Annotated in this window: 28 protein-coding genes and 2 tRNA genes; 6 read left to right on the top strand and 24 right to left on the bottom strand. The window is 62.5% G+C overall.

The window, feature by feature from the left end; translation table 11 throughout:
* Positions 1 to 59: 59 nt before the first annotated feature.
* From GL4_RS09945 to GL4_RS09930, 4 genes are all read right to left on the bottom strand, one after another.
* The gene (locus tag GL4_RS09945) at positions 60 to 1,046 is read right to left on the bottom strand and encodes an SMP-30/gluconolactonase/LRE family protein (protein WP_156137513.1); all 987 of its coding nucleotides are present in this window, start codon (positions 1,044 to 1,046) and stop codon (positions 60 to 62) included.
* Positions 1,047 to 1,164: 118 nt separating this feature from the next.
* The gene (locus GL4_RS09940) at positions 1,165 to 1,548 is read right to left on the bottom strand and encodes a Rid family hydrolase (protein WP_045367064.1); all 384 of its coding nucleotides are present in this window, start codon (positions 1,546 to 1,548) and stop codon (positions 1,165 to 1,167) included.
* A 50-nt stretch (positions 1,549 to 1,598) separates the two neighbouring features.
* Positions 1,599 to 2,012, bottom strand: a complete 414-nt coding sequence (locus GL4_RS09935) for a universal stress protein (protein WP_045369908.1) — start codon at positions 2,010 to 2,012, stop codon at positions 1,599 to 1,601.
* 95 nt (positions 2,013 to 2,107) lie between these two features.
* Positions 2,108 to 3,856 carry a trimethylamine N-oxide permease gene (locus GL4_RS09930; RefSeq protein ID WP_045369907.1) on the bottom strand — a complete coding sequence of 583 codons (1,749 nt, stop codon included), beginning with the start codon at positions 3,854 to 3,856 and terminating at the stop codon, positions 2,108 to 2,110.
* Between the two features lie 410 nt (positions 3,857 to 4,266).
* On the opposite strand from GL4_RS09930, the gene GL4_RS09925 reads away from it, so the two are divergent.
* Together GL4_RS09925 and GL4_RS09920 are read left to right on the top strand one after the other, a co-directional pair.
* Positions 4,267 to 4,827: a helix-turn-helix domain-containing protein gene (locus tag GL4_RS09925; protein WP_244462602.1), complete on the top strand. Its 561-nt coding sequence runs from the start codon at positions 4,267 to 4,269 to the stop codon at positions 4,825 to 4,827.
* Between the two features lie 226 nt (positions 4,828 to 5,053).
* Entirely contained in the window at positions 5,054 to 6,397 is a 1,344-nt protein-coding gene (locus GL4_RS09920; RefSeq protein WP_045369906.1) for an NAD(P)/FAD-dependent oxidoreductase, read from the top strand.
* A 28-nt stretch (positions 6,398 to 6,425) separates the two neighbouring features.
* Here GL4_RS09920 and GL4_RS09915 read toward each other — a convergent pair whose 3' ends face one another.
* The 5 genes from GL4_RS09915 to GL4_RS09895 form a co-directional block, all read right to left on the bottom strand.
* Positions 6,426 to 6,677: a hypothetical protein gene (locus tag GL4_RS09915; protein ID WP_208430882.1), complete on the bottom strand. Its 252-nt coding sequence runs from the start codon at positions 6,675 to 6,677 to the stop codon at positions 6,426 to 6,428.
* A 99-nt stretch (positions 6,678 to 6,776) separates the two neighbouring features.
* Positions 6,777 to 7,271 (bottom strand): hypothetical protein, encoded by a 495-nt coding sequence (locus tag GL4_RS09910; protein ID WP_045367056.1) that lies wholly within the window; start codon positions 7,269 to 7,271, stop codon positions 6,777 to 6,779.
* Between the two features lie 109 nt (positions 7,272 to 7,380).
* Positions 7,381 to 7,457 (bottom strand) — tRNA-Arg (locus GL4_RS09905).
* 37 nt (positions 7,458 to 7,494) lie between these two features.
* On the bottom strand, positions 7,495 to 7,800 hold the full coding sequence (locus GL4_RS09900; protein WP_045367054.1) for an ETC complex I subunit: 306 nt from the start codon (positions 7,798 to 7,800) through the stop codon (positions 7,495 to 7,497).
* Positions 7,801 to 8,098: 298 nt separating this feature from the next.
* A complete protein-coding gene (locus GL4_RS09895; protein WP_045367051.1) occupies positions 8,099 to 8,977 on the bottom strand; it encodes a LysR family transcriptional regulator in 879 nt (292 codons plus the stop codon).
* A gap of 104 nt (positions 8,978 to 9,081) precedes the next feature.
* On the opposite strand from GL4_RS09895, the gene GL4_RS09890 reads away from it, so the two are divergent.
* From GL4_RS09890 to cysD, 3 genes are read left to right on the top strand one after another with little or no spacing between them, the layout of a single operon-like run.
* Positions 9,082 to 10,719, top strand: coding sequence for an NADH-quinone oxidoreductase subunit L (locus GL4_RS09890; protein ID WP_045367048.1), 1,638 nt, complete (start codon positions 9,082 to 9,084; stop codon positions 10,717 to 10,719).
* Positions 10,716 to 13,271, top strand: a complete 2,556-nt coding sequence (locus GL4_RS09885) for a YbcC family protein (protein WP_052464348.1) — start codon at positions 10,716 to 10,718, stop codon at positions 13,269 to 13,271. The genes GL4_RS09890 and GL4_RS09885 overlap by 4 nt, the downstream gene beginning before the upstream one ends.
* On the top strand, positions 13,268 to 14,170 hold the full coding sequence (gene cysD / locus GL4_RS09880) for a sulfate adenylyltransferase subunit CysD (RefSeq protein WP_045367046.1): 903 nt from the start codon (positions 13,268 to 13,270) through the stop codon (positions 14,168 to 14,170). The genes GL4_RS09885 and cysD overlap by 4 nt, the downstream gene beginning before the upstream one ends.
* Before the next feature lie 287 nt (positions 14,171 to 14,457).
* On the opposite strand, the gene GL4_RS09875 is transcribed toward cysD, so the two are convergent.
* The 12 genes from GL4_RS09875 to GL4_RS17525 all read right to left on the bottom strand — a co-directional run bounded on the left by GL4_RS09875 (position 14,458) and on the right by GL4_RS17525 (position 23,344).
* A complete protein-coding gene (locus tag GL4_RS09875; RefSeq protein WP_045367044.1) occupies positions 14,458 to 15,558 on the bottom strand; it encodes a tyrosine-type recombinase/integrase in 1,101 nt (366 codons plus the stop codon).
* On the bottom strand, positions 15,444 to 15,680 hold the full coding sequence (locus GL4_RS18230; RefSeq protein ID WP_425283194.1) for a hypothetical protein: 237 nt from the start codon (positions 15,678 to 15,680) through the stop codon (positions 15,444 to 15,446). Before GL4_RS18230 ends, GL4_RS09875 begins: the two co-directional genes overlap by 115 nt.
* A 269-nt stretch (positions 15,681 to 15,949) precedes the next feature.
* Positions 15,950 to 16,294 carry a DUF2190 family protein gene (locus GL4_RS09865; RefSeq protein ID WP_045367038.1) on the bottom strand — a complete coding sequence of 115 codons (345 nt, stop codon included), beginning with the start codon at positions 16,292 to 16,294 and terminating at the stop codon, positions 15,950 to 15,952.
* Between the two features lies 1 nt (position 16,295).
* Positions 16,296 to 16,544 (bottom strand): phage head-tail joining protein, encoded by a 249-nt coding sequence (locus GL4_RS09860; protein WP_045367035.1) that lies wholly within the window; start codon positions 16,542 to 16,544, stop codon positions 16,296 to 16,298.
* A gap of 3 nt (positions 16,545 to 16,547) precedes the next feature.
* Positions 16,548 to 18,311 carry a prohead protease/major capsid protein fusion protein gene (locus GL4_RS09855; RefSeq protein ID WP_045367031.1) on the bottom strand — a complete coding sequence of 588 codons (1,764 nt, stop codon included), beginning with the start codon at positions 18,309 to 18,311 and terminating at the stop codon, positions 16,548 to 16,550.
* A 2-nt stretch (positions 18,312 to 18,313) separates the two neighbouring features.
* The gene (locus GL4_RS09850; RefSeq protein ID WP_052464346.1) at positions 18,314 to 19,681 is read right to left on the bottom strand and encodes a phage portal protein; all 1,368 of its coding nucleotides are present in this window, start codon (positions 19,679 to 19,681) and stop codon (positions 18,314 to 18,316) included.
* Positions 19,678 to 19,938, bottom strand: coding sequence for a hypothetical protein (locus GL4_RS09845; RefSeq protein WP_045367029.1), 261 nt, complete (start codon positions 19,936 to 19,938; stop codon positions 19,678 to 19,680). The genes GL4_RS09850 and GL4_RS09845 overlap by 4 nt, the downstream gene beginning before the upstream one ends.
* Positions 19,935 to 20,594 carry a hypothetical protein gene (locus GL4_RS09840; RefSeq protein ID WP_045367028.1) on the bottom strand — a complete coding sequence of 220 codons (660 nt, stop codon included), beginning with the start codon at positions 20,592 to 20,594 and terminating at the stop codon, positions 19,935 to 19,937. The genes GL4_RS09845 and GL4_RS09840 overlap by 4 nt, the downstream gene beginning before the upstream one ends.
* 114 nt (positions 20,595 to 20,708) lie before the next feature.
* Complete coding sequence (locus GL4_RS09835) at positions 20,709 to 22,496, bottom strand: phage terminase large subunit family protein (RefSeq protein ID WP_045367027.1); 1,788 nt, start codon at positions 22,494 to 22,496, stop codon at positions 20,709 to 20,711.
* Positions 22,477 to 22,695 carry a hypothetical protein gene (locus GL4_RS09830; protein ID WP_172653333.1) on the bottom strand — a complete coding sequence of 73 codons (219 nt, stop codon included), beginning with the start codon at positions 22,693 to 22,695 and terminating at the stop codon, positions 22,477 to 22,479. The genes GL4_RS09835 and GL4_RS09830 overlap by 20 nt, the downstream gene beginning before the upstream one ends.
* 38 nt (positions 22,696 to 22,733) lie before the next feature.
* Positions 22,734 to 23,168 (bottom strand): hypothetical protein, encoded by a 435-nt coding sequence (locus tag GL4_RS09825; RefSeq protein ID WP_045369903.1) that lies wholly within the window; start codon positions 23,166 to 23,168, stop codon positions 22,734 to 22,736.
* An 8-nt stretch (positions 23,169 to 23,176) separates the two neighbouring features.
* A complete protein-coding gene (locus tag GL4_RS17525; protein WP_156137507.1) occupies positions 23,177 to 23,344 on the bottom strand; it encodes a hypothetical protein in 168 nt (55 codons plus the stop codon).
* A 79-nt stretch (positions 23,345 to 23,423) separates the two neighbouring features.
* Between GL4_RS17525 and GL4_RS09815 the strand changes: the two genes are divergently transcribed.
* Positions 23,424 to 24,497, top strand: coding sequence for a hypothetical protein (locus GL4_RS09815; RefSeq protein WP_197539036.1), 1,074 nt, complete (start codon positions 23,424 to 23,426; stop codon positions 24,495 to 24,497).
* Here GL4_RS09815 and GL4_RS09810 read toward each other — a convergent pair.
* The 3 genes from GL4_RS09810 to GL4_RS09800 all read right to left on the bottom strand — a co-directional run bounded on the left by GL4_RS09810 (position 24,487) and on the right by GL4_RS09800 (position 25,977).
* Positions 24,487 to 24,909, bottom strand: coding sequence for a ProQ/FINO family protein (locus GL4_RS09810; protein WP_172653332.1), 423 nt, complete (start codon positions 24,907 to 24,909; stop codon positions 24,487 to 24,489). The two genes, GL4_RS09815 and GL4_RS09810, sit on opposite strands and share 11 nt — an antisense overlap.
* A gap of 20 nt (positions 24,910 to 24,929) precedes the next feature.
* Positions 24,930 to 25,778, bottom strand: a complete 849-nt coding sequence (locus GL4_RS16765; protein WP_052464343.1) for a hypothetical protein — start codon at positions 25,776 to 25,778, stop codon at positions 24,930 to 24,932.
* Positions 25,779 to 25,900: 122 nt separating this feature from the next.
* Positions 25,901 to 25,977: transfer RNA gene (locus tag GL4_RS09800), tRNA-Pro, on the bottom strand.
* Between the last annotated feature and the right edge of the window lie 55 nt (positions 25,978 to 26,032).

Here is a 26,032-nt window from a genome sequence, read left to right as displayed (position 1 = left end):
GCTCATCTGGTCGGCGTTGAATTCCGATTGCTGTGGTCTGGCTCTTGGGTCCGTGAGGCCTAGTTTGGCTTTGCGCCGCCGAGCTTATAGGCAGCCAAAGTGTTGTCCAACATCATCGGAATGAGAATGAGCTGCTTATCCGCCAAAAAGATAAGATCGGCGCTGCCCTGGTTGAGATCGAGAAGCTGATCGGCCTTGGCCGTCTTCCCCTTGACATCGACCTTATAGAGCGCGCCATCCGCCCAATCGCTGACGAGGTAGGTTCCGGCCTTGAGTTCGTCGATGCCGTCGAGGTTTCCGATGGATTTTCCGAGCGGGGTGACGGACTTGTCCTCGATGTCGATTGCGTAGAGGCCGGCGGTTTCCTGTTTCTGGCCCACGCTCTTGAGCCGTCCTAGCGAAGCGATGATCAGCTTGCCGTCTTCCAGCAGGAGGCCGTTGGGCCCGTTGAGCGCGTCGTCCGTCAGCCAGGGCTCGAACACCCCGTCCTTGAGCCGCCAGATCGTGTTCATCGGCGTGTCGGAGACATAGACGGTCCCGTCGTCTGCGACGACCACGTCATTGAGGAAGATCGCACCGTCGGCCTTGTACGTCTGCTTGATGCTTCCCGAAGCAGCGCCGACCGCTACCAGCGTGTCGACGTCGGCCACGTACAGCGTCCGGTCATGCAGGCCCATGCCGGTGGGCGAGTTGAAGCCTTTGGCCCAGTCCCGCTCGAGGATCGTGCCGTCCGGCTTGATGCGGGAAATGAAGCCGTTGCCGTCCTTGGCCATGACGGGACCGTTGATGTTGGTCACGAACAGGACATCCGTCACAGGATCGTGGAGGACCGATTCCGGTTGTGCCAGGCCCTTGGCTTCCCAAGCGAGCGTCGGGGCTTCGGCGACCGCCGTTTGCACGCATGCCAGCAGCATCGAGAGACACGCAACGGCGTGGAGGAGCGACCGGGCTGCCCTCGCCGTCCGGCTGCGCTTGTTGGGCTCCGTAACCTTCTGTCGCCAGAACATGAGCCCGGCCGCGCGTTTTCTCGGTTCCCTGGTGGACATCAAACAAGACTCCCATACCGCGACTGCTAGCAGATCGCCGCAAACACTACGGCAGTGGGAATCCGCAGGCAAATGAACAGGCGGTGAGTGCCCAAGCCCAACACTTGGCGGCAAGTTTTCAGGTCAGCTTGGCGTACGCCTCAATCTCGACCCGTTGCCAGGGGCGCAGCATCGACGTCACCTGAATGAGGGTGCTTGCCGGGCGCACCTTGTCGAACCGCTCGAGGTGAGCCTTTGCGACTCCCTCCGCATCGTCGATATCCCGAAGATACACGACGGTACGGACAACATCCTCTGTAGTAGCACCAGCCTCTTTGAGAGCCCTCTCGATGATATCGAACACGGCTTTCGCCTGCGTATAGGCATCACTGTGTTCGTAATCGGCGGGAGCACAGGTCCCCGACACATGGATGTCGTCAGCCAGCCGTACGGCGCGGCTATAGCCGAAAACGGATTCATACGCGCCGCCGGAGGATACGTTGAGGCGTTTGCTCTTGCTCATCTGACTTTTGCTTCCTTTATGGACGTGACGTCGGAGCTGCGATGCGCGTTCTAGCGCGCGACAGTGACGGTGCAGTGAGCCCGCGCGACGAGATCGTGGGACACTGACCCCAGGACCAGACGCGTCCCCGCACTCTTCTCGCCGGTTCCGACCACGATGTGGTCGATGTGGTGCTCTTCGGCGTAGTTCAGAATCGCGCGCCCGACATCGCGGCTTGTGACCACGACCGTCGATACAGTCACGGCTCCTGCCTTGCGCGCCGCCTCGGCGGCGGCATTGAGGATGCTCTCAGCTTTTTCTTCGCCAAGCGCATGGACCGGAGCCATCCGCGGTTCGAAGAAAACCTGATCGACCAGGATCAGAATGATCTCCGCATCGCTGGTTTGTGACAGTTCGGCGGCTTTGGTGACGGCACGCATGGAATGTTCCGATCCGTCGACCGCGCAAAGAATCTTGTTCGTCATTGTCATGCCTCTTGTGGATGATCTCGATTCAGCAATTTCCCTCGGAAGAAAAAGGCCCGCTCACGCCGACAATCGGCGCAAGCGGGCAGCAGCCCCTAGGAGGGAGGGAGCTGGAAGTAGTAGTTGCCGAAGAGAACGATGAGTGCTCCGGCAAGGAGAGCGAGATAGGGCAAGAAGCCCGCCTTCCGCTCACCGAGATCCTGACTCTTGAGATCGAGATCGATCAGCATGTGGTCCGGGAAACGTCCCTTGTCCTGGACGTAGTGCCGGTACAGGAACACGGGGATAATGAGCGCCCCGAACAGCAGCCCGTACCAAAGGGCGTTCGGATTGCCCCACACCTTCGCCCCCACGCCCATCAGGAAGAGATTGAAAAAGCCAAGGCCGGCATTGACGGCGATGAGCCAATTCGGTGCCCGGTACGGCCGCGGCGCATTGGGGCTGTCGATGCGGTGAATCCAGGTCGCCTGCAGGTTCAGAAAGATGAAGAGCATGTAGCCGACATTCGAGATCGACAGGATGAGGTAGTAGGCCGTTGCATCGGAGGCCGCGAATGTCAGAAGCCCCAGATTGAAAATGAGATCCGTCCACATGGCGCGGGTCGGTGCGCCGTGTTCGTTGGTGTGAGACAGATACTTCGGGAGCCAGCCGTCAACGCCGCCCTGATAGAGGGTCCGTGACGATCCTGCCATCGCCATCATGATGGCGAGCATGAGAGCCAGGATCATCATCATCTCGAGAAGATGCGTGACGAACTTCGATCCCGAACCGACCATGTCGCCCATGGCCGCCGCGACGCCGGTGCCCTCCACGATCCCCGGTTCCGTCATGCCTTCGACACCGAGATAGCCTTGGAAGGTTGCCGCAACGAGCGTGTAGATGACGACGCAAAGGAGACCCGCGTAGACGATGGCCTTCTTCGTATCGGTGGCGGGATTCTTGAACTCGCGCGTGTAGCAGACAGCCGTCTCGAAGGCGTAGGTCGACCAGCCGGCAATGAACAGCGCCCCGAGGAACAGTGTCCAGCCGCCGATGTTCCACTCACCATTCGGCGGCGTCAGCGGCGTGTAATTGGCGTAGTCGACACCCCCATTGAGGAACGGCACGATGCCCACGATAAGCATGGGGATAACGACTAGGAGCCCGATCCACATTTGCACGCGGGCAGTTCCAAGAATGCCGCGGTGCTGGATCGCAAACGCTGCCAGCATGAGAATCGCGCCAATGAAGAACGTTGGCCCGATTTCGATCTGGGCCAGCCCTAAGAATGAGAAGCTCGCGAGCGTCATCGTACGCAATGCCGGCGTGCCCGCCTCCGTGAGTGCGGCAATGGCCGTCGCAGTGGCTTGATCCGCAGACTGACCGGCAATGGCAGCGGCGTTCGCGACATCGCTCAACCAGACGGCGACCTGAGGCGACTCGGCGGTAAAGACGGGAATTGGCGCGATCGCGTTCAGAATGTATCCGGCGGCGACGGCACAGCCGAGCGACAGCACCGGTGTCCAGGCGTACCAGTTGCACCAAACCGAAAGCGGCGCGATCAGCTTGCTGTACCGCAGCCAAGCAGCGGCACCATAGACCGCGGCGCCCCCCGACTTGTTTTTGAACAGGCCGGCAATTTCGGCGTAGCTATAGGATTGAGAAAAGCCGATCAGGACGGAAATGGTCCAAACGAGAAACGCGAGTTTGCCCGCCGTCGCGCCAATTCCCCCGATCGAAATGAGAACAAGTGCGGGGACCCCGCTTGCAATCCAAAAAGCGCCCTTCCAGTCGATGGCGCGCTGAAGTCCGCCAGTTTCATCGGATTTGGCATCTGCCGCCTCCGCACAGTCGATTGATGACATCTTTGCATTCCTCCCCAGGAACATGACCCTCTACTGGGGCCGATGCGCAAAGAGTGCCATAAATTGCACCGCATGCAAAATACTTGCATTGCAGCAAATGTAGTACTTTTGCACTATATGCAAAACGCAAAAAATCGATCAGACTGCATGCGCCGTGAACAACGCCTCCGGGCGAAAGCGTGCTAGTCTGCCACCTGTAAGCGCATCGCATGGGTGACCTCTTCGGATTGGAAGACATGGCAGCAACGAAACGGCGCAAGGCGGCCTCGAAGAAGACGGCCAAATCCAAATCGGCCAGCACAGCGACTGGTACGTCTGCTAAAAGATCAGCTGGCAGAAAACCTTCCCGGAAAGCGCGCGCCGCGACGCATGAGGTTCCTAAAGCGAGAACCGATACGGCCACTGCCCCGTTGGAGACACGCATTGGCGAGGTAATCCGGCAGCAGCGCATGGCGGCCAATGTCACGCTCGCGTCGTTGGGCCAGGGGTGTGGAATCTCCAGTGCAATGTTGAGCCGTATCGAGAACGGCATGGCGTCCGCCAGCCTCGATTCACTGGAACGGATTTGCTCCGCGCTCGGCATAGGCATGGCCAATCTCTTCCAGGAGGTGGACCAGAAGACCGGCGAAGCGCAGCTGCTCAAGACCGACGAACAGATGGAAGTCGTCAGAGTCGGAACCCAGTACGGCTACAGGTACGCGCTTCTGTCCTACAACCGGGGGCCTCGGAAGACCTTCGAGCCGTTTCTCGTGGAGATGAACAAGCAGAGCGAGGCATGGCCGCGCTTCTCGCATCCGGGGACTGAGTTCATCTTCATGCTGGAGGGCAAGCTGGAGTACCGTTTTGGCGACAAGATCTATCTTCTGGAGCCCGGCGACACGCTGACATTTGCGGGAAACGTCGTGCACGGCCCCGAACGGATGCTGGCCGACTATGTGAAGTTCATCGCCGTCATCGTTTACGACGAATAGCTGGCAGTTCCAGGCCGGCAGCGACTGGGCCCGCTGCCGATGAAGGCCTATGGGCGAGTACCTCCACCAAGCGACGGCATCGTTGCTTTGGGATGACGACAATAGACATGTCGCAGGTTCATCACCCGCTGCGGGCTTGCATTAGATGCAAAATATATTCATATGGGTAAATGTCGGGGGGCGCGAACAAGGGCCCCGTATGTCCAACAGGGTTGCCTGCGAAACGATGACGGAAACAGCACCGCACACTCTCACTCTTGCCGATCTCGCGGCCGGACGTCTCGGCACCGGCGCGCCGCCTGTTCACGAGCCCTATTGGTGGGCCGCTGCGCCGCGCCAGAAGACCGACCGCCCCGCCCTGCCCAGTAAAGCCGACGTGGTGATCATTGGATCCGGCTTCACGGGCCTGTCGGCGGCGCTGACCCTGCTCGACAAGGGGCGCAGCGTCGTTGTCCTCGATAAGGGCGTGCCGGGCTTCGGCGCGAGCACGCGCAACGGCGGCCAGATCGGCAGCGGCAATCAGAAATTCCGCGTGAAGACTCTGATTGCTCTCCGGGGCGAGGCCAAAGCGGTCGCGCTGCTCCGCGAGGGGACGCACATGCTCGACTATATCGAGGAGTTGATCGCGCGCGAGAAGATCGATTGCCACTTCCGGCGCTGCGGCCGCTTCCGCGGCGCCATGCGCCCCGCCCACTACGAAGCCATGGCGCGCGACATGGAAGACCTCAAACGTGTCGCGGGCGTCGAGAGTTTCATGGTGCCGCGATCGGAGCAGTATACCGAAATTCGGACGGACCGATTCTTTGGCGGGTCTGTGCTGCCCCAGGATGCGTCCTTGCATCCGGGCCTCTATCACGCGGGGCTGATGGCGCGCGTCGCGATGCGCGGCGGCGCCATTGTGGGCCTGGCCGGCGCCAAGGCCATCAACCGAGAGGGTGCTGGATTTCGGGTTGCCACCGAAGTGGGCATGATCGATTGCAGCCAGGTCCTCGTCGCCACAAACGGCTACACCGACAGCCTGTTCGGGCACCTGCGGCGCCGCATCGTCAGCATCCGGTCCGGTCTGATCGCGACGGAGCAACTGCAACCGGGCAAGATCGAGCAACTCATGCCGGGCGGCCGCGTCTACGGCAACACCAACCGGGTGTTCTACTACTTCCGGGCGGCGCCCGATCAGGACCGGCTCGTTTGGGGCGGGCGCGCCGCGCGGTTCGGCGGCCTCAAGGCTTACAGTCACCTGGCGGAGGATCTGCTCACCGTGTTTCCGGACCTCGGACACGTGGGCGTATCCCATGTTTGGGACGGCACGATCGGCTACACCTACGACGAGCTTCCCCACCTCGGGCGCAGCCGCGAAGGGATCCATTTCGCGGCCGGGTATTGCGGTACCGGCGTGTCCCGGGCGACCTATTTCGGGCACAAGATCGCATTGCAGATGACGGACGATCCGGACGGCAAGACCGCGTTCGATGATCTCGCGTTCCCCGCCTTCCCCGTACGCGATGTGGCGCAACTGGCCGTGCCCTTTGTCGAGCGTTGGTACCGCTTCCGCGACGCCATGGAGAAATAGCCGGCGAGGAGAAAATGTTGCGTGTGGCCTACTCCGTGGCGACGGGAAGCCAGCCGGTGAGTTCGTTCTTTTCGATGTTGTAGGTTCCCCTTGCAACGACAATTTCGTCATTGTCCAAGACCTCGAAAAACAGCGCCTTCACGTCACGATGGACAACGTGAATCTCCGATCCGCGCCAAAATCCCATTTTCTCTCTCGTGGCTCTGCAGAGGTCCGCTTGGTTGTAGAGGCGCTCGTCGCGCTCGTACCGCACATCACGGGAGTAGCTGTCGCAGTTCACGATTTTGCTCGGCACGATTGAACAGGCCGCATCAGCGTCTGGCGCCAGAAGCATCACCGCTATGAAGATCAAGATGCGCAGTCTGCGCCCTCCTATGCCCTATTTCCGGCGGGCCTCAAACACGTCCACATCGCCGACCGTCACCATCTCATAGTCGAAGCCGGAGCTAGACACTGTGTTCGGAGTCACGTCCTTCGAGTAGCGCGACAGCAGAGTGGCGATGAGGTCAACTCGTTCGTCTCGCGTTAGGTCCGGTTCGAGAACTTGCATCAGCATCAGTGCGCCGCGCGCAAAATTCCCAGCATCTTCTTTGTTGGCCAGAGCCAGCCTGACGGTATGCACGGGCCGCTGGTAGTCGGGCGCTGCCGCGATGCCCTGCAGGGACTCGTCGGCGATGATAAAGGTGAACCAGCATTTTGCGACGTTGTCCTCATCATCGCAGTGACTATGGAGGACGGCCATGTCCGAGGCGGTTAGTGTCTCATGCAGTTTGAGATGAAAACCGTCGGCGGTCATGCCAGGCTGGGTTTGCGCCTGACTTGGCGGTGCCGCGAGGAGCATGAGGCATGCCGCCACTACCATCGACCGGATCATCCGCGCGCTCCCTCCATGCCTACGCTCTGAAGCTTCCAGCGGAAGTATGCCGCCTATGCCCCATACTGACCAGGTCTGACGAAAACCATCGAGAGCGATTTGGTAAGGATGGTGATCCCGGCAGGACTCGAACCTGCAACCCCCTGCTTAGAAGGCAGGTGCTCTATCCGGTTGAGCTACGGGACCACACGCGCGCGAAGTATAGCGCGACTCGCCTGCGATTTTAGTGTGTCCAGCTGTCCGGGCGGCCGTATTTGAAGTTCTCGGCGTAGGATTTCGGCCTGATCTTCGTGGCCGGCGGCTCTTCCAGGCGGTAGGCGATGCCGTTTTCCTTCGCATAGGCGATTGCTTCTTCCTTGGTCGAGAAGGTCAGCCTGATCTGCCGCTTCGTGTCCGACGAGCTCGTCCAGCCCATCAAGGGTTCGATGACACGCGGCTCGTCCGGCAGGTATTCCAGGACCCAGTCTCTGGTCGCCGCCCTGCCCTGCTGCATGACGTTCTGAGCGGGTTTGTAAATTCGGGCCGTCATCAAGTGTTCCCCTCGAGCGGACTTAGGTCCAATGCACCAGACCAGCAAGTGGCCGGAGCAGCGGGATTCGAACGGGCGATCCCCTGCTCCCGAAGCTCGTTTTCTATATCTTGCATCGCAACAATTTCCAATGGCCTAGGCCAACTTGGTCCAAGGTGAACCGATCGGCCGGCCTTCCAACGTTTCGTGTGATTAGAGCTCGAGCAGCGATTGGCCCTGATAGGTCGGGTCGAACCGGAAGACGGCTTGAGGCCCGACACCGGTCACCGCGCCACGGCGCGCGAGGGTCGCTGTAAGCTCATGTCTCCAGAGACAGAACTTCGAGAAGCAATGGATTCGGGAAGCGTCTGCGCTGCGTGATGGCATAGAAGTGCTCGCTCGCATTCGGGATGCGACAATGTTCGACCAGGATGCCTGCCGCCAGTTCGTCTTTGACGACGATTGGCGGCACGAGGGTCACGCCATCGCTCTCCCTGGCCAGGAGGCGGAGCATTGCCATGTCGTCCACTTCCGCAAGCACGATGGGCTCGATGCCGTGCCGCGTGAGTTCGCGGTCGAACGCAACACGGATTTCGCTTTCGACGCTGGGTAGGAGAATCGGCACGGTCCGCAAATCGTCGGGGTAGCGGAAGCGCTTTTTCTTGAGACGCGGGCCCCCCACAAGGCTGACGGGCTGTGTCCTCAAGAGCCGGCTGACCAGGGTCGTGCTCGCGTCGAGCTGCCGGTCGGAATTCGTCAACACCACATCGATGGTGAGCGACTCGAGCTCGCTGAGGAGTTCCCGCATCGTGCCGGAGCGAATGATCAACTCAACATCGGTGCGGCCAACAAGCGGACCGAGAAATTCGATCTGGAAGTTGCGGGACAAGGTCGTGATCGCGCCCACGCGCAGCACTTGTTGGCTGTCGCTCGGACGGCCCTGGAGCGTGCTCAACAGCTCTTCGCCGGCTTGAAAGATCGTATCGGCGTAGTCGAGGGCAATCCGCCCCGCTTCGGTCAGTATCAGGCGCTTTCCCAGTCGCTCGAACAGCGGATGACCGACCTGTTCCTCCAGTTTTTTGAGCTGGGTCGATAAGGCCGATTGCGACAAGTGCAACTTGGCGGCCGCGCGCGTCAGGCTTCCTTCGTGCGCGATGGCCCAGAAGTAACGCAGATGGTGAAGGTTCAGGGACCGCATAGCCTTATTCTATTTTGGCGAATGAAATCATGCAATCTTTCTATTTTTAATATCTGTAGCGGCGCACTAATTGGATCGGGTCGGACGAATGGAGGGATCGACCCATGACTTCATCGCTGTTTTGGCTCGCCGCGCTCGGCCCCGCCGCCCTGGCGCTCGTCGGTATCTGGGCACGGAACGCGGCCGATCTGCGCCCCGGCGCCGTTGGCCGATGGGCTGTGGGTGCAGGGGCGGTTACGGTCGCCGCCGCGGGCCTGACAACCATCGCGGTCATCGTTAAGGGCTCTATAAGCACCCCCCTGATCGGCGCCGGCGGCATCGGTTTCAGCCTCTACGTCGATGCGTTGAGCACATCGCTCTTCTGCCTGGTCGCATTCATCGGCCTGGTGGTGGTGATTTACAGCCGGAACTATCTGGCGGGCGATCCCGGGCACGCGCGCTTCCTTCGCTGGCTCTGTCTGACCCTTGCGTCGATCCTGACGGTGATCATCTCCGGCAACATGCTGCTTTTCGCACTGTCCTGGGTTTTGACCAGTGTCAGTCTGCACCGTCTCCTCGTCTTCTACAGTGAGCGTCCGGCAGCGATCTTGGCTGCGCGTAAGAAGTTCATCGCCAGCCGCATCGGCGACATCTGCCTGATCGTTGCGATGGTTCTGCTCTACGGCTTGTTCGGCAGCCTCGAATACAAGGCGCTGTTCAACGGCACGGAGACCTTGACCGAGGGCGGACAGGTCCCTGGGGCGGTTCATGCGATTTCGCTGCTGCTCGTGGTCGCCGCTCTGCTCAAATCCGCGCAGTTTCCGCTGCACGGCTGGCTCCTCGAGGTGATGGAAACGCCGACGCCCGTGTCGGCGCTTCTGCACGCCGGCATCATCAACGCCGGCGGCTTCCTCATTCTCCGATTCTCGGACATCATTTCCTTGTCGACGCCGGCTCTCGAAACCATGGCGATCGTCGGCGGCTTCACGGCGTTGTTCGGCTCGGCGGTGATGCTGACGCAGACCTCGATCAAGGTCTCCCTTGCGTATTCCACCATCGGCCAGATGGGCTTCATGATGCTTCAGTGCGGTCTTGGCGCCTTCTCGGCTGCCCTGCTACACCTGATTGGCCACTCGCTCTATAAGGCCCACGCCTTCCTGACCTCGGGCAGCGTCGTCGAATTGGCGCGCGCGTCGTGGATCCCCGGCCCAGTTGCCCATCCTCATCCCGCGCGTTTGGCCATCGCCATAACCATGCTGCTCGCAATCGCCCTCGCCGTCAGCGCAATATTCGGCGCCGGGCTTCTGGAGCAGCCGGGAGTGTTCGCGACGGGCGCCGTGGTGCTCCTCGGTTTGACGCACCTTGTTTCGAACGCCTTGGACGAGCCGATCAATCTTTACGTTGTCGGCCGTACGCTCGCGGTCGCCGTGCTGGTGGGGCTTGCCTATTTCGGGCTGCAATGGACCACGGCGCATCTCATGGCCGGCTCCTTGCCCCCTACCGAGTCTCTGCGCGGTCCGCTCGATCTGTTGATCGTGGCGCTGGTCATACTCTCCTTCGGGGCGGTGATGATTTTGCAGACACTCATGCCGAACCGGTTGAGGGAGCCCCGTTGGCAGGCGCTCTACACGCACCTCGCCAACGGCCTCTACGTCAACACGCTGGCGAACCGGCTTGTCATCCGCTTCTGGCCCTCCCCGGCACCAAAGGTGGGCCGGCCCTCTTACGCGCAAACCAACTTCGACACCGGAGGTGCATCATGAGCGTGCAAACCGTCAGCGAGACCCATCTCGATGCGCCCATCGTTGATGACGAGGCCTTAGACACAGACGGTGCTCTTCGCGAGAAAATCGAGCGCGCCTGCTCGCGGATTGCACCGCTGTGGCCGCTCAAGAGCTTCGTCGCGGTCAACCCCTTCATGGGCTTCTGCGACGAACCTTTCGCGCTGACCTGCGCCCGTCTCCGCCGCGTTGCCCGCACCGATATGCTGATGCCGCGGGGCTTCTATCGCCAGGCGCTCGCCGAAGGCCGGATCACCGACAGGGACCTTGCCGAGGCGCTGTCGACGGCGCCGAGTGCCTGGAAGGTGCCGGAAGGCGTCGAAGCGCTGAAGGAGATCGTTGAGAAAAAATCCGACGATGCCGCGCCGCGCGCACCTGTCGCGACGTTGGCCGAGATCCTCGACGAACTCGCCGCCGGCGACCGGCAAGCCTCGCGCACCGCCTTCATGGTCGACGAGATCTCGAAGTGGTGCGCGGCGTATTTCGACGAAGGTCAAGCGAACTGGCAGCTGCCAAGCAGGAACGGCAATCTCTACAAGGCTTGGCGCGCCTCCGTGCGCTACGACCTCAATCCGGAGATGATGGGCATTCGGGATTTCCGGAAGAATATCGCCTCGCTACCAGAAGACCCCGTCGAGGCGATCGCCCTCGTCATCGCGGAGCTCGGCGTCCCCAACCGCGCGGTCGAGGACTACCTCTTCCGGGCGCTGTTCGACATCCGCGGCTGGGCCGCTTATGCGCGCTATCTGGCTTGGGACAAGGCGCTGTACGGTGAGGAAGACAATACGCTTCTCGAACTCCTCGCAGTGCGCGTGGTGTGGGGCTACGCCATCTACCTGGAGCGCACGGACAAGCCTTTCCGGGACGCCTGGGCTATGGCCATGGCGGAGGCAGCGGAAAGCCCCCGCGACGAACGGCTCGGGGACGATGCTGGGCTGACCGTCGACCTCATCATGCAGGATGCATATGAGATCGCGTTTCAGCGTGCACTGCGCATGGACTTTGAGGCTAAAGCGGCGGCGCACGGCAGCGCGACGGAGGCGGGCCGCAAACCGCTGCAGGCGGCCTTCTGCATCGATGTGCGTTCGGAAGTCTATCGCCGTGCGCTCGAGATTGCGGTCCCCGGGGCCGACACGATCGGTTTCGCAGGCTTCTTCGGCTTCCCGATCGAATACGTGCAGATCGGCCAGTCCAAAGGTGCCGCGCATTGCCCCGTGCTGCTGAAGCCGGCCTTCGTGGTTTGCGAGGAGGTGTCGGGCGCCACAGAGGAGGAAGAGACCGAGATCCTCGGTTTGCGGCTCATGCGCCGCCGGGCTGCCAAGGCATGGAAGGCCTTCAAGGTTTCGGCCGTGTCCTCCTTTACCTATGTCGAGACAGCAGGCCTCCTGTTCGCCGCCAAGATCTTCGGCGACAGCGCACGGCTGACGCGGCCTGTGCCGCATCCCAATCTCGACGGGCTGGACAAGGCCGTTGTGGAGCGCTTGCGGCCGCGGCTGGAACCCCGCGTCGTTGGCGGTCGGCAAACCGGTTTCGACGCCGAGCAGCGTGTCGACATGGCTGAAGCCGTGCTGCGCGCCATGTCGCTCACCGATAATTTTGCTCGGATCGTGCTGCTTGCCGGCCATGGCAGCACAACGGTGAACAACCCGCATGCGACGAGCCTCGATTGCGGCGCCTGCGGCGGGCACACCGGTGAGGCCAACGCCCGCGTGGCGGCGGCTATTCTCAACGATCCAGACGTGCGGGACGCGTTGCGCGAGCGTGGAATCTCCATCCCCGACGACACGTGGTTCATCGGCGCACTGCACAACACCACGACCGACGACGTCACGCTGTTCGACGACGACAAGGCGCCGGAGTCCCATCACGAAGGGATCGCCGTCCTGAAGACCCGACTCGCCATGGCGTCATCGATCGCGCGGCGTGAACGGGCGGCCATGCTTGGCGTTCAGGACGCGCAGAATGTCGACGCCGCGGTGTTGGGTCTCAGCCGTGATTGGTCGCAAGTCCGACCCGAATGGGGCCTTGCGGGCAATGCAGCCTTCATCGTGGCTCCCCGTGGGCGCACGCATGGCATCGACCTCGGCGGGCGGGCGTTCCTGCATAGCTACGATTGGCACAAGGACGACGACTTCAAGACCCTGGAACTCATCATGACCGCGCCCATGGTGGTCGCGAGTTGGATCAACCTTCAGTATTACGGGTCCACCGTGAACAACGAGGCCTTCGGCAGCGGGAACAAGGTCATCCACAACGTGGTGGGAACGCTCGGGGTACTCGAAGGGAACGCGGGCGATCTGAAGACGGGCCTGCCGTGGCAATCGGTTCACGACGGTTCGCGCTTCGTCCACGAGCCACGGCGCCTGAACGTCTTCATCGAGGCGCCGATCGAGGCAATGAATGCCGTCATCGCCAAGCATGACGGTGTCCGGCTCCTGACCGACAACCGATGGCTCCACCTGTTTGCACTCGATGACAAGGGCCGCGTTTCGCACCGTTATGCGGGCGAGTTGACCTGGGAGAGGCTCGAATGAGTTTGACCGGCCATCTCGCCCAATTGGAAGCCGAAGCGGTCCATATCGTACGCGAGGCAACGGCCCAGGCGCGCAGTCCCGTGATGCTCTTCTCTGCTGGGAAGGACTCGACCGTGCTAGCGCATATCGCACTCCGCGCCTTCTATCCGAGCAAGCCGCCCTTCCCGCTGCTTCACATCGATTCCACATGGGAATTTCGGGACCTGATCGCCTTTCGGGATGCGTTTGCGAACGACAACGGGTTTCGCCTCATCGTGCACGCCAACGAGCGCGGCCGGGCGGACGGGATCAATCCCTTCGAGCACGGCGACTACTACACCGCGACGATGCGGACCGAGCCCCTCAAGGCCGCCCTCGACGAGGGTCGCTTCGACATCATCTTCGGCGGTGCGCGTCGCGACGAGGACCGGTCGCGGGCGAAAGAACGTGTCGTGTCCTTCCGGAGCTCGCAACACGCCTGGGATCCCCGCCAACAGCGCGCCGAGCTTTGGCAGCTCTACAATGCGCGCTGCGCCCAAGGCCAGACAGCGCGGGTGTTTCCGTTGTCCAACTGGACCGAGAGCGACGTGCTCGCCTATGCGCTCGCCCGCGACATTCCCCTCGCCCCGCTCTATTTCGCGGCGCCGCGCCCGGTCATTGCGCGCAAAGGCACGTATATCGTCGTGGACGAGCATCGGCGGATGCGGTTTGAGCCGGACGACGAGGTGGTCGAGAAGACCGTGCGATTCCGAACCTTGGGATGTTGGCCGGTGACCGGCGCCATTGAATCCGATGCGTCCGACATCGCCAGTGTTCTGGCCGAGACGCGATCTGCAAAGGTTTCCGAAAGACAGGGCCGTCTCGGCGATGGCGATGCGGGTCAGTCGCTCGAGGAGAAGAAGCGCGAAGGCTACTTCTGATCGTTGTGGCAGGTGGTGCGTAGGTCGGAGGTCGTCTTTCTCCGGGCAAGACCGCCGCGGCTTCGCCTCTTCCAAGGAGACGTCACATGCGCCCTGCTTGGCCGCTCCGTCGCCACCGCTTCGGCCAGGAATGTCACCGCCGACGGTCGCGTCCCACGCCCGGCAGGCCCTTCGCGAAATTCGTTGGTTTCATCGGTAAAGTGGTCGGGGCAGCAAGATTCGAACTTGCGACCCCCTGCTCCCAAAGCTCGTGATCTATAGCTCGCATTGCGGCGGTTTCCAATGGGTTAGCTCGCGCTTTTCATAGGTTTCCGGGGACTTGTCCGGGGACTTTGTGCAGCTTCAAGCGCTTCGGTCACTTCGTCGTCGCGGACGTTGATGTAGCGGAGCGTCGAGCGGATGTCGGAATGATTGAGCACCCGCTGCGTGATCTTGAGGTTGCCCGATGCACGCTGCACCCGCGTTCCGAGATCGTGCCGGAGATCGTGGAAGCGGAGATCGGACACGCCCGCACGCGACCTTGCCCGGCGCCACGCCGTCTTTAGGCCCTCGCGCGTGAGCGGGTAGCGCTGGCCTCGGACGCGGCCCTCGCGGGTTCTCTTGGCCTTATAGGTGAATACGGCCTCGGGGTGATGCCCGACCAGCGGGGCCAGGATCGCTTCGACCTCCGCTGTGATCGCTGTCGTGATCGTCTTACCGCCCTTCCCTCGTTTCGTGATCTTGCGCGAGTGCCAATTGACCTCGGACCATTTGAGGGTCGCGACCTCATTGAGCCGGAAGCCGGTCGCCAAGGCGAAGGCCACGGCGTCGCCATAGCCATCGGAACGGACGGCAAGCTCCATTGCTTCGCGTTCGCTCGCGTGAAGCTCCCTTGCGCGCTCTGGCGGCTCTTGCAGCTTGTGTTTGCCCCACTTGGGCTCGTTCGGGAAGCGGACGCCCCAATGCTCGCGCGCCCTCCCGAAGACGCGGCGCAGCAGCTCGACCGTTGTGCGGTTGACCGTGGCCGCGCTCACGAGCGGCATGTCGTCACGATCCCAACGGCGATGCCCGCGCCGCCATGCGACCAGCTTCGCCATATCGTCGTCGGTCACGTCGAGGATGCGTTTGCCGGACCCTAGGAAGGCCAGCACGCGCGCAAGCTGGCGCTCGACCTCTTGGTCCTCTGCGCCGACCTCTAAGATGTAGCGCGCGCACGCATCGGCGAGCGTGAGGTCTGAGGCGCGCATGTTGCCCGCCCGGTGTTCGGCGCGAGCGCGTTCCTTGACGGCGCGCTCTACGGCTTGCGCTTCGCGCTTGCTCCGCTTCTCAGTCGATCCGCGATAGCGATCACCTTTGAATTGAAATTCGTAGACGTAGTACGGCGTGCGCGGGTCTTTGTAGACGGACATGGTGCTGCCTCCTGTTGCGCTTGCTTTTCGATGAAGTCGGCGAGATCGGCGGGGGCGAAGCGGTAGGTCTGTCGCTTCGTGCCTTGCCCTATCGTGATGTAGCGGATCGAGCCGTCGCGCATGTGAGCGCGGAGCGTCTTCGGCGACATGCCAAGACGTGCGCGGGCTTCGTCGAAGGTTCGAAGATCGTCTGGCCCTTTGCTGCGCGGCTTCGCGTCGCGCTTCGGCCCGACGATAAGCGGCAGCGCGACAAGCTCGTGATGTCCGCGCGGGCCTTGTGTTCGGGGGGTGTGTTCTTTAGACTGTTTCATGTTCGAAGGGCCCCTTGGCCCTATCTCCGGTTTCTATGAAAGCCGCCTTCCGTGCATCTGAGGGGCGGCTTTTTCTTTGCCTACGCCGCTACCGTCGCAACGCCATCCAAGCGCACCTTGCACGTCGCCGCCGCGTCCGCCGCGCCGCCGACGCAAGTGCCGATCGGGAATAGACCCGTGTCGGACGCGTTCTCGACGGTCTTGCCGCTGTCGTCCCACCATACTCGCGCACCCTCGGCGATGACGCCCGCACTCTTGGGCAGCTCGAAGACGCCGCGCGTTGCCAGCTCGACCTCATCGCCCTGCGCGGCGTCGAATGCGGCCACGCCGAAGATCGCGCCGACCACGGCGCCCTCGCCAGAAGAAAGCCCTCCGGTCGGCGACGTTGCGGTGATCGTGTCACCGGGTTGCAGGTAATTCTTCATTTCACGTCCATCCTTTCGAAGATCGGATATTCACAATGTTGACGCTCGATCCGCCCGCGTCCGCCGCGAGCTTGCCTTCGAGCGCCGCAATGGCAGCGGCGAGATCACTGTCGCTGCGGTAGCGGACGCGCCGCTGCACTCCCGCGTCCTGATACTCGACCTCAAGCGCACCGCTCGCCCGCGCCTTGTAGAGCGCTTTGAGCATCGCCTGAGGGTCGAGGCCAAGATCGGTGAGCGACGGCGCGGTCATCGGTTAGGCTCCGTCGTTGAAGTACCAGCCGCGCCAATCCACGAAGCCGCATCCGTAATCGAGCCGGACTTTGACCTCGACGCCATCCACGCGGAAGCCGGTCTGCGTCGAGATTTGCGGGCCGGGTTCGGACGCCAGATAGGCGTATTCGAGGCCGTCCACCTGTGCCGGATCGGCGACCAAATACCAGCCGGTCGCGGACGATAGCCGCGGCTCCACGATCAGTGTCAGATTGCTGAACGGGGCCACGTCATCAGTCTTGGTCGGCGTGATCGTCGCCAGAAGCTTCTCCGATGCCGTTTCGAGCGCGGCGGGCACGATCAGGTAGCGCGGCGTTACGGCGATCAGTGCGCCTCCCGGCCCCGTCTGCGCCCGCATCGCAAGGCGTCCGGCCGACAAGGTGGTTTCGCCCGGTGCTGCGCCCGTGGTCTGCACGTTGCCGTGCGCCGCATCGAATAGCGGATTGGTGTCCGACATGGTCGGGCCAAGGCCGCTGTTCTGTTCCAGCAAGGCGACGAGCTGGTCCGCCTCGAAGGCAGCAGCGGCCTGTCCAAGACGGCGCGGAAGATCTGTGAAGGCTCCCACGTCATCGTTGACGAGGGCCTGTCGCGAAAGGCCGAAGATGCGCCCATAGGTGCTTAGAGCGTAGCTTTCCGCTGCCTCGGCCATCGTGCCGGACTTGAATTCGCCAGCCTCGTTGACCTTGTCGAGCCCGATGCCCGCGCCATCGAGCACAAGGCGGCTCTTAGCGCGGAAGTCGCTTGCCGTGGTCTCGCGGGCCACGGTGCGGATGCCGCCCTCTGCGGCCTCGTAGCCATCCCTCAGCGACCGTCCGACGGTGTCGCCGAGGATCAGCGAAAAGTCGCTGGTGCTGTGCAGCGCGCGTTCGATCAGCGCCGGGGCGCCAAGGCCCATCACAGCGATGCCGGAGCGGCGAAGGGTCTCGCGGGCCATGTCGGCAACGCTCATGCCGACGTATTCACGCGCCGGACCGGATGGTGTCGCGCGCGGGTTGCTGCGCACATAGAGCGCTTCGCCCATTGCGCGGGTTCGGACTTGCGGATCGTCCAGCGTGTGCTGTCCGGTCCTGATCTCGACGCGGCTTCGCGCCGTCATGTGATTGAGCATTTCGGTTCTCGCTTCTTCGATAGTGGCCTCGCGGTCGATCAGCGCGTCCACGGTCTCGCGGGATACGCCGCACCGGGTGCCAAGCTCACGGATCGAACGGTTGATGTTTGCGCGTCCGCTTTCATGGGATCGGGTGCGCGCGTTGGGATCGGCGGGCACGGTCACGAAGGAAAGCTCGCGGGGTTTCCACTTGGTTGCCGTCCGCGTCCGCGTGCCGTCGCGTTCGCCGTCGGCCCAGGTCTCGACCTCATAGCCAACGGACACGCCGCGAATGATGCCTTGCGCAATGTCGCCGACAATGCCCTCGACCTCGGGCCGCGCGCTGAAACGGACCTCGGCGAGTAGCTGATCGCCTTCGATCCATGCACGCTCGACGGTGCCGATCACGCCTTCCACGCCGCCCTGGGCGTGACCGTTCAGGACGTGCGCGCCTTCGAAGGCCGCGATGTCCGCACCGCGAACGTCGAGGATTTCATCGAAGGCGCCGCGCTGGTCCTGTCGGCGAACGGGCGTCGGCGTCGCCACAACGCATGTGATCGTGCGCGCCTCGGGGTTCCACGTCGAAGGCCGTGGCGTCGCGTCACGGCGGACAAGCTGCGCTGCGTGCTCGCGGATCAAAAGTCGGGGGTGTTCATTCATGGTCAAGCTGCCTCATTGCTTAGGGGAACGATGTTGGTGGCGTTGCTTGGCGTGAAGCTATCGGCGGCGATCTCGGCGTCTACCTCGACCGGATCGCGACCGCGTGCTGCGATGATCTCTTGCCGCGAGCGGAAGCCCATCTGAACGGCGAGCGCGTCGGCTTTCGTCTCGTCCAGCGGGGCGATGTGCGGGAAATCGGGAAACAGAAATTCGGAAGACAGCAACGGGCGCGGTTCGCGCACGAAGCCCGACGCATTGATGCGGCCCGATAGGATCGCGAGCGTGACAACGCGCTGCCACAGCGGACGAAGGAAGCCGGACACGAGGATCGAAGCGCGGACCGCCTTCACGCGGCGAATGTAGGATTGCATTGCGAGCCGCGAAGACGAGTAATTGCTGTCGCTGTAGTCTCCGCTCAAAAGCGCATAGGGCAAGCCCACGCCCGCCGCGATACTGCGAACCATGTGCTTCGTGAACGCGTCGAGGCCCTGCATGTCGCTGGTCGGCGTAAAGCTCACGTCCGTTCCGACCGGCAGCTCGGTCAGCGCGCCGGGTTCCATCGGCTGAACGGCGGCAAGATCGGCGGCGACGGTGCCCGTGCCGTCGAGCGAACGGATAAAGCCGCACATGAGCGCGGACGTTTTGGCCTTCACAAGCCCCGCGTCTTCGAGCGCGTCTAGCTCCACAATGCGGGTTGCCACGGGCGCGAGCCATGAAATCCCGCGCACCTGTCCCGGCCAGCGGCGTTCGAATAGGTGGCAAATATCATCGGCGGGGATGCGCTGCGCTCCGGGGACCGTCAACGCATGGTCGGGGCTCGGACGAATGTGATAGGCGACGATCCGCCCGGTGCGATCAAATTCCACGCCCGCGACAATCGAGCCGCCGCCGTCGAGATCACGGTTGACCGATGCGTCTAGCTGTTCGGGCTGTAGCACCTGAACGCGGACCTCGCCCGCCTCGGTCGTCACGAAACGAAGCACGGCCTCGCCAGCGCCGACAAGAGAACGAGCGGCAAGGGACAAAACGCTCGTGAGGTCGTCGCCAGCAAGGCCGATTTCGTCGTAGGCTTGAAGCCATTCGTCTTCGAGCGCATCGCGCATAGCCGCGCTGGGGTGTCCGCTGCGCACCGTCGGGCCGTCGCCGATCAGACTGTTTGCCCATGTCGCGACGATGTTCTCGCCGATGCCGGTGTTTGCTTGCAGATAATTCGCACGCGACCGGGTCAGCGGCACAGCGGAAAGCGCAGCACGGGCCGGTGCTGGCATTGATGCCGTGAGCGGCCAGCGCGAGCCGCCGCCGGCACTCTCGAAAGAGCGGGCGCCAATGCCAAGGCGGCGCAGGAAGCGGTCGAAGCGGGGCAGTCTCAATGCACAACCCTTTCTTCGAAGCGGACGCCATGCCGCTCGAAAACCACGGCGCAAAACACTCCGATCAGGGCGTCACGGGGGACGCCAAGCTGTTCGGCGCAGTCAACGAATAGCGTCGAGCCGGGTGCCTTGTTGCGGATCGCCTCGGCGAGCGCGTCGGCGCTGCCGTCGTCGGCAATGGTCTCGACGGCCTCGGCGAGCGCATCGAGCATCTGTTGCGGCGTAAGCGGGCAAGCATCGAGGGTCGGCGTGTTCATGCGTGGACCTCCGGCATGTCATCGCGCACGCGTTCGATCATGCGAAACGCGTCCGTGCGCGGACTATCGAGCGCCCATAGGGCGAACCATTCCGGCAAGCCCGTCGCGTCCTCCACGTCCGCCCAGGTCCATGTGCGCGGGGTGCGCTTGTCGATTTCGACCTTGAGCGCGGCGAGCTTCTCCGCGAAGTCGTTGCTTGCGATGTAGGCGAGCATCGCCTTGGCCTCGGCCTTCGTTGGCCTCTTGGTGGAGATCGGCACGGCCAGCTTCGCGACTACCCATTCCGCCAAAGCCGCAAGATCGAACGTCACGGGAGCAATGTGTTCCAGCCCGCCCTTCGCGTCTTGTTCGAGCGTCAGGCGGGGCCGATGCCGGATGCGTCCAAGCTCGACAAGATCGGTGAGTGCCTTCTGTAGCGTGGGCCGGTGATGCTCGGCCATTCCAGCGGCGTCCCGCGCGTTGTAGCCGCGCCGCGTGAGCGTGGCCATCAGCACAGTCACGGCCACGTCGAGCATCGAAAAACGGGACGCCTTGCCGCGCCTGTCTCCATTCAGGAAGCCAAGGCGCATCCGCCATGCGCTGAAGGTGCCTAGCTCCACGCCCGCCACCTCGCAGGCATCCAGGGCGCGCCATGTTCTGTTCGTGACCTTGCTCATATTTCGATACTGTAGAGCAACAGTGAAAAAGGCAAATCAATGCATTTGGTTAGGTGGAAAATATTTTCCACCTAACGGCAGGAAGCCGCAAAAAGCTGTGGATAAGTCCGACGGCTAGACGCGTCCGCGTTCCATGAAGGCTGACCGATGCACGGCGGGCCGCTTGGGCGACGGCGGGATTGTCGTTGATAGCTCAGCCTCGCGAGCGTCGAGGTTGATCGTCAACGCGGCCTTGGCGGCGAATGCGTAGACGGCACTGTCGAGGGTGTGGTTCTCACGCCCAGGGATTGCTTCGAGCCGGACCACGGGCTTGCCCCGCGACATGCGCGTCACGCGGCGCTCGCTGCAAAGCTGCTCGAAGTAGATCGGCTCTAGCTGATCGGAGAAGCGGATCGCGCCGGGCTTGGCGAGCCTGCCGAGAATATTGGTCTTGATGCCGTCCACGCCGATGATGAACAGAAGGCCCCGCTTTGCGCGGCTCCGGCTGATCGCTGGCCGACCGAAGCCGGATGCACCCTTGATCGCGAAGACACGTCGCGACGTGCGGGCCTGACAGAAGCGCGTCACCACGTCGTAATGCGAGCCGCTGCCCGCGTCCACGCAAGTCGCGTCGATCTTGAGCCATCCGCCGCGCGGGTGACGCCAGCGATCCTTTAGGTGCTCGTCAAGATCGAGCCATGCTTCGTTGCTGTCGGGCGCACCGTAGAGCGCACGGTGGTCGAGCACGAAGGGAACGCCGTCTTTCGACCAGCCGAAGGTCGAGACCTCTAGCCGATCATCTTGCACGTCCACGCCGCATGTGATCGCGAGCACGTCTTCGGGGATCGCTTCGAGGCTGATCGGCACCGCGCAGCTTGCAAGGTCCGCGTCGTCAACGTCGTCCACGGCCTCGCGCCACGGCTCCGCAAGCACGGTGTTCACGAAGACGCGCAGCTCCTCCGCATCGTCTTTCGCGGTCAAGTATTCGGCGGCGAGCTTCGCCCATGATGCGTTGGGCAGTAGCGACACAAGCGCATTGAGGCGGAAGCCCGCATGTCCCTTCACGTCGGGCCGGGTGATCCGCCACGCTCCGGCCTCAACCATGTCGCGCTTCTGTCCTTCCTCAATGACGCCGCCGCACGAGGGGCAGACGGCGCACGCCTCGGCGGGTTTCCCGTCCGGCCACTCGATATGGTTCCACAGTAGCTCGAAGGGATCGCCACAGTGGGGACACGGCAGCTCGAAGACGCGCTGATCGGATTGCGCCCACAGCCGCAAGACGTGGCTCGTGTCCGCGTCCAACGGGGTGCTGCCCACGATGATCTTGCGGTTAGCGAATGACAGGGTGCGCTTCTCGGCGAGCGCAATCGGGTTGCCTTCCGCGCCGATCTCGCACGCGTCGGCCTCGTCCACGAGCAAGATGCGCGCCGTATGGCGCCGAAGGTTGCGGGGTGCCTTCGCCGCGACGATCTTGAGCGAGCCGCCCTCGAACATGCGATGCGTTATGAGATTGCGACCGGCTTCGCCTTTGCCCGGCTCGCCTAGGACGCCACGCAATGACGGCGACGCCTCGAAGATCGGCTCGATGTCCGCCGCGATATAGTCGCGGCAATCGCTTTCGGTCGGCAGCACGCAAAGCACGGCGGCGGGATCGTTGCGGCAATGGTGCCCGATCAGGCCCGTCAGAAGGCTCGTGAAGCCGCACCGCGCCGCCTTGATAAGCGTAACGCGTTCGAGTGCCGGATCGGTCAGCGCGTCCGCAATGCCCCGTTGCGTCGGCCACAAGCACAGCGGCCCGCCTTCCGCCGATAGGCCATACGGAAGCCGCACGTTGTCTTCGAGCCATGTCGAAAGAGGAACGAGCGGCGGCGGTCTCAAATACTCAACCGCGACGGCAAGGGCTTTATCGAGCTTTGCGGCCATCGAGCTGGGTGCGCCATTTTGGCAGGCTCTCATCGAGCGTTGCAATCTTCCGCTCCAAGTCCGCAATGTCTTCTGGGGTCGTGTCAACGCGGCGGCCGTCGCGAACCTCGCCAAATTTTATTTGGCCGTCCTTCATCTGCTGAAGCAAACGCTTCATCGTATCGCGGCTTTCCTGGCACCAGTCGATCAGTCCGCGCATTGCCTCAGATTGCGCTTCGCTTGGCTTGCTCACATCCGTCACCCTCTCCGTTCGCTCAAGTCCGTTAGCGCGTCGCGCAGCTCGCGCGTTAGCTTGACGTGCTGCCGTGCCGGTAGATCGCGCATCCGTTCCGCGACGGCCAGGACGCGCGACCGGATCGCCCGACAAGTCGCCGACCACTTCGCCTCGACCTCGGCGGCCTCGACCAGCTCGCCCGATAGCTGCTTCGCCTTCGCCTCCGCAAGCTGCGCCTGTGCCGCGCCAAGACGGGCACGCGCATCGGCACCGGCATCTGATCCACGGCCAGCCGCCGTTTCGCGCAGGTGCCGCACATAGCCGCCAACGGACGGCTCTAGCTGCCAGCGACCGCGCTTGCCAGCGCTCACGAGAATACCGCGCTTCGCTAGGTCCGCGATGGTCTTCGAAGTCGTGCCGAATAGCTTGGCAAGGTTGCCTGTCGTGATCTCGGTCATGGTCAATTCTAGTGCGTTCGCGCCCGTTTCCAATCAATCCGAAGATCGCCAAACGTCAGCGCGGCGCACAGCGCACCAAGGCTCAATGTTGGGTCGCCCTTGAAAAGCATAAGTAGGCCACCGACCATGCCCACGACATAGATGCCGGTCGCCCACGCGCTGTGCTGGCTGAACATAGTGCTTCTCCCCACAGGCACCTTAACCCCATCTCTGACAATCTGAAAAACGAGACTTTTTGCGCCGCTGCGGCGCCGCTTGCTGGACATCGCGCTAAGGACCCTCATAAAAGCAATAGTCGCCTTCAACGTCACAACGAGGATCGATCCGGCCATGAGAGTACAACAGGAGCGACAGCTTAACCCGGTTGCCGATGAGGTTGCCGCGCTGACCGCCGTAGCTCGCCCGATATTGACCGGCGTCCTCTATGCTCTGAGACGCGATCTCGTTCAAACGGTGGGCGGTTACGACAAGGTGACTTTGGAGCTACTAGCCCGCCTTTATAGAGCTGGTGACGGCGATTGCGGGATCTGTTTCGAATATGCCGTGCACGATGCGATCCGCAATGGTGACGCCAGGGTCTTAGAGCGCATCAGCGACGCGGCGAAGCTGTGCAAGGTTCCTGGCACGGATCTTCACTCCATTCTGTTCGGCTTGGAGAAAACCGGAACGCAGCAATTGATAGATACCGCCGAAGAATTGCTCACGGACGACTCTCGCCTGCTTTACGGCACAAAAGGCCAGCCGCTGAAACTGAGAAAACACCTCAATGGTATCGCTGGAGCCTTTCGCAATCGAAATACACGACCTGCACTCCCCTACTCGATACGAGGCCTTTGGAAGGCAGATTTGTTCCTTGGCTTTTCCGACACGGATCGGTGGGCCGCCACCACCGTGAAAATCAATCCGGCCCAATTGGAAGGTGCGGCAGGACTTCGCATTGGAATTGTCCCTACGAGACAGGGGCGTAGTGACAAGGTGAAGCTCGATGAGAACAAAAATCTCGTTGTCTGTCCGCTGCACCACGACGAAGACTTTATGCAGGTATTCTATGAAGCATGGCGCATCGTGCAGGCTTTCATTGATGCGGACGCCAAGGTTCCCAAGGAAATAATGCTCCCACGGCCCGTGGATAGAGAGGTAGCCAAAATACTTGCTGAGCGGCGAGAATTCCCCGTGCTCGAAGTAGTCGAAGCCATAGGCGTTTTTAGCCAGCCAGAGCTACTAGCAACGAATGATACTCAAGTCGGCCTTCAGACGTTGAAAGGCTCAACGCAGACGGACATGGTTCTCGCCCCAATGCCTGAAGCACCGGACCTGTTCAGCAAATAGCCCCTGGAGTGCTTCTTCGTCGCTTTTGCGCCATTCGGCTTGCAAGGTGCAGGATTGGCCGACCATTCTTGCCGACCGTCTTCGCATTTGGCTTGCGCCGACGTGCCATGATCTCGCGCGCATAGATGCGCTCGGCTTCGGTGATCCGGCCAGCAGGCTTGCCGTCCAGATCGAAGCGAATGCCACCAATGGCGACGGCCCGGTGATACGCGGTGCGACCGCACCATGCGCAAAGCCATCTGTTCAGCCGCCACGCCTTCGCATGCGGATAGAGCGCGATCAGCTCGTGCCGCACGCCGACCTTGAGCGCGCGGGGATGCTCCGAGATCGTGAACACGCGCGGCACGTCATCACTGCCGGTGATTGTGCGCAGCTTGTCGAGCATTTCGGATCGAAAGTCGTGCTGGTTCATCGTGTGGGCTCCTGTCGTGTTCATCGGGAAGGAATGGCCGCAATCTGATCGCGGAACGCATGCAAGGGGGTGAGGCAGAATGGCGGACCGGCGGCTGTGACGGGCGGAGGTCCAAGCCTCATTCCGGCGCGGATCGCAAGCGGACGAGCGGCTTGCTTCGGCGGTGAGACAGGTCTGGCACCGATAGGAGTGTTCTTCTTTGTAATGGTGCCAGACTTGTCTCGCTCGGCTTTGCGGCGGCGATACCAAGTCGCCTTGCTGATGCCTTCGGCCTTCCACGGCTCCGCTCGGCTCAGGCTGTTCGCCTCGTACTCGGCACGCGGTTTCACGCCAGCGGCCCGCCGCCGATCCAGTCGGTTCGCGTTCCGGCGCTCCGCTCTAAGCCGGTCGCGCTCTGCTTTCGGAACGTCCACGGCGCCGATGTAGCGGTGAACGCCTAGCCGTTGCTGGTCGGCATAGGTGAGGCCAATGCGCTGTGCCAGCGTGTCCGGCTTCCATCTGCGCTTGAGCCGTATTGCTTCGGCGGACATGCGCTCGAAGTCGTCATCGGAAAGCCACGGCGCGAACGTGTCGCGTGCGTCCGCTGCCAACCGCTCGAACGCGGGCCGCTGTGCCAGTGTGTGCAGTAGGATCGCGAACAGGCCGCGTCCCTCGCGGTCGTTGTCCAGCTCGCCCCAATGGTCGCTGTAGACGGTCGCGAGATCAGCGGAAAGCTGTTTTGCGGGCGACCACGGCTCGCGGTCGCGGGCCTTGTCGCGGCGGTCCCACGCATAGCGGCGCGCGACCTCGGCGTGCCTCGCCTTGCTTGCGGGATCGGCGGCGCGCGGGTCTTCGCAGACGGGAACGCGCGGGGAACGCGGACCAATCACTCCGGGGACTTTTCCGGGGACTTTTGTCCCGCATCGTGCCGGATGGTGCCGTTTCGTTCCGCTTTTCACTGCGGAAGGGAAATCGGCGACCGTCGGAAATGCCTTATTTTTAAGGGGTAGAGTGGTCGGGGCAGCAGGATTTGAACCTGCGACCCCCTGCTCCCAAAGCAGGTGCGCTACCAGACTGCGCTATGCCCCGATACGACCACGCGGCACGGACATGACAGCCAAATCCGGCGCAGGCAAGACGTCTC

Origin of the sequence: Methyloceanibacter caenitepidi (assembly GCF_000828475.1) — a bacterium.
GTDB lineage: Bacteria > Pseudomonadota > Alphaproteobacteria > Rhizobiales > Methyloligellaceae > Methyloceanibacter > Methyloceanibacter caenitepidi.
This window is presented reverse-complemented; position numbering and strand designations above follow the sequence as displayed.

Bases quoted from the DNA above. Each gene is read 5' to 3' on its own strand.
- GL4_RS09825 (WP_045369903.1), bottom strand. From the start codon at position 23,168: ATGACCGAGATCACGACAGGCAACCTTGCCAAGCTATTCGGCACGACT.
- GL4_RS09930 (WP_045369907.1), bottom strand. From the start codon at position 3,856: ATGTCATCAATCGACTGTGCGGAGGCGGCAGATGCCAAATCCGATGAA.
- GL4_RS09875 (WP_045367044.1), bottom strand. From the start codon at position 15,558: ATGTCCGTCTACAAAGACCCGCGCACGCCGTACTACGTCTACGAATTT.
- GL4_RS18230 (WP_425283194.1), bottom strand. From the start codon at position 15,680: ATGCGCGACGGCTCGATCCGCTACATCACGATAGGGCAAGGCACGAAG.
- GL4_RS09855 (WP_045367031.1), bottom strand. From the start codon at position 18,311: ATGAATGAACACCCCCGACTTTTGATCCGCGAGCACGCAGCGCAGCTT.
- GL4_RS09830 (WP_172653333.1), bottom strand. From the start codon at position 22,695: ATGCGCGGACTGATCGACTGGTGCCAGGAAAGCCGCGATACGATGAAG.
- GL4_RS09835 (WP_045367027.1), bottom strand. From the start codon at position 22,496: ATGGCCGCAAAGCTCGATAAAGCCCTTGCCGTCGCGGTTGAGTATTTG.
- GL4_RS09935 (WP_045369908.1), bottom strand. From the start codon at position 2,012: ATGACGAACAAGATTCTTTGCGCGGTCGACGGATCGGAACATTCCATG.
- GL4_RS09940 (WP_045367064.1), bottom strand. From the start codon at position 1,548: ATGAGCAAGAGCAAACGCCTCAACGTATCCTCCGGCGGCGCGTATGAA.
- GL4_RS09845 (WP_045367029.1), bottom strand. From the start codon at position 19,938: ATGAACACGCCGACCCTCGATGCTTGCCCGCTTACGCCGCAACAGATG.
- GL4_RS09810 (WP_172653332.1), bottom strand. From the start codon at position 24,909: ATGAACCAGCACGACTTTCGATCCGAAATGCTCGACAAGCTGCGCACA.
- GL4_RS17525 (WP_156137507.1), bottom strand. From the start codon at position 23,344: ATGTTCAGCCAGCACAGCGCGTGGGCGACCGGCATCTATGTCGTGGGC.
- GL4_RS09910 (WP_045367056.1), bottom strand. From the start codon at position 7,271: ATGATCCGGTCGATGGTAGTGGCGGCATGCCTCATGCTCCTCGCGGCA.
- GL4_RS09865 (WP_045367038.1), bottom strand. From the start codon at position 16,294: ATGAAGAATTACCTGCAACCCGGTGACACGATCACCGCAACGTCGCCG.
- GL4_RS09890 (WP_045367048.1), top strand. From the start codon at position 9,082: ATGACTTCATCGCTGTTTTGGCTCGCCGCGCTCGGCCCCGCCGCCCTG.
- GL4_RS09895 (WP_045367051.1), bottom strand. From the start codon at position 8,977: ATGCGGTCCCTGAACCTTCACCATCTGCGTTACTTCTGGGCCATCGCG.
- GL4_RS09860 (WP_045367035.1), bottom strand. From the start codon at position 16,544: ATGACCGCGCCGTCGCTCACCGATCTTGGCCTCGACCCTCAGGCGATG.
- GL4_RS09920 (WP_045369906.1), top strand. From the start codon at position 5,054: ATGACGGAAACAGCACCGCACACTCTCACTCTTGCCGATCTCGCGGCC.
- GL4_RS09945 (WP_156137513.1), bottom strand. From the start codon at position 1,046: ATGTCCACCAGGGAACCGAGAAAACGCGCGGCCGGGCTCATGTTCTGG.
- GL4_RS09885 (WP_052464348.1), top strand. From the start codon at position 10,716: ATGAGCGTGCAAACCGTCAGCGAGACCCATCTCGATGCGCCCATCGTT.
- cysD (WP_045367046.1), top strand. From the start codon at position 13,268: ATGAGTTTGACCGGCCATCTCGCCCAATTGGAAGCCGAAGCGGTCCAT.
- GL4_RS09840 (WP_045367028.1), bottom strand. From the start codon at position 20,594: ATGAGCAAGGTCACGAACAGAACATGGCGCGCCCTGGATGCCTGCGAG.
- GL4_RS09900 (WP_045367054.1), bottom strand. From the start codon at position 7,800: ATGACGGCCCGAATTTACAAACCCGCTCAGAACGTCATGCAGCAGGGC.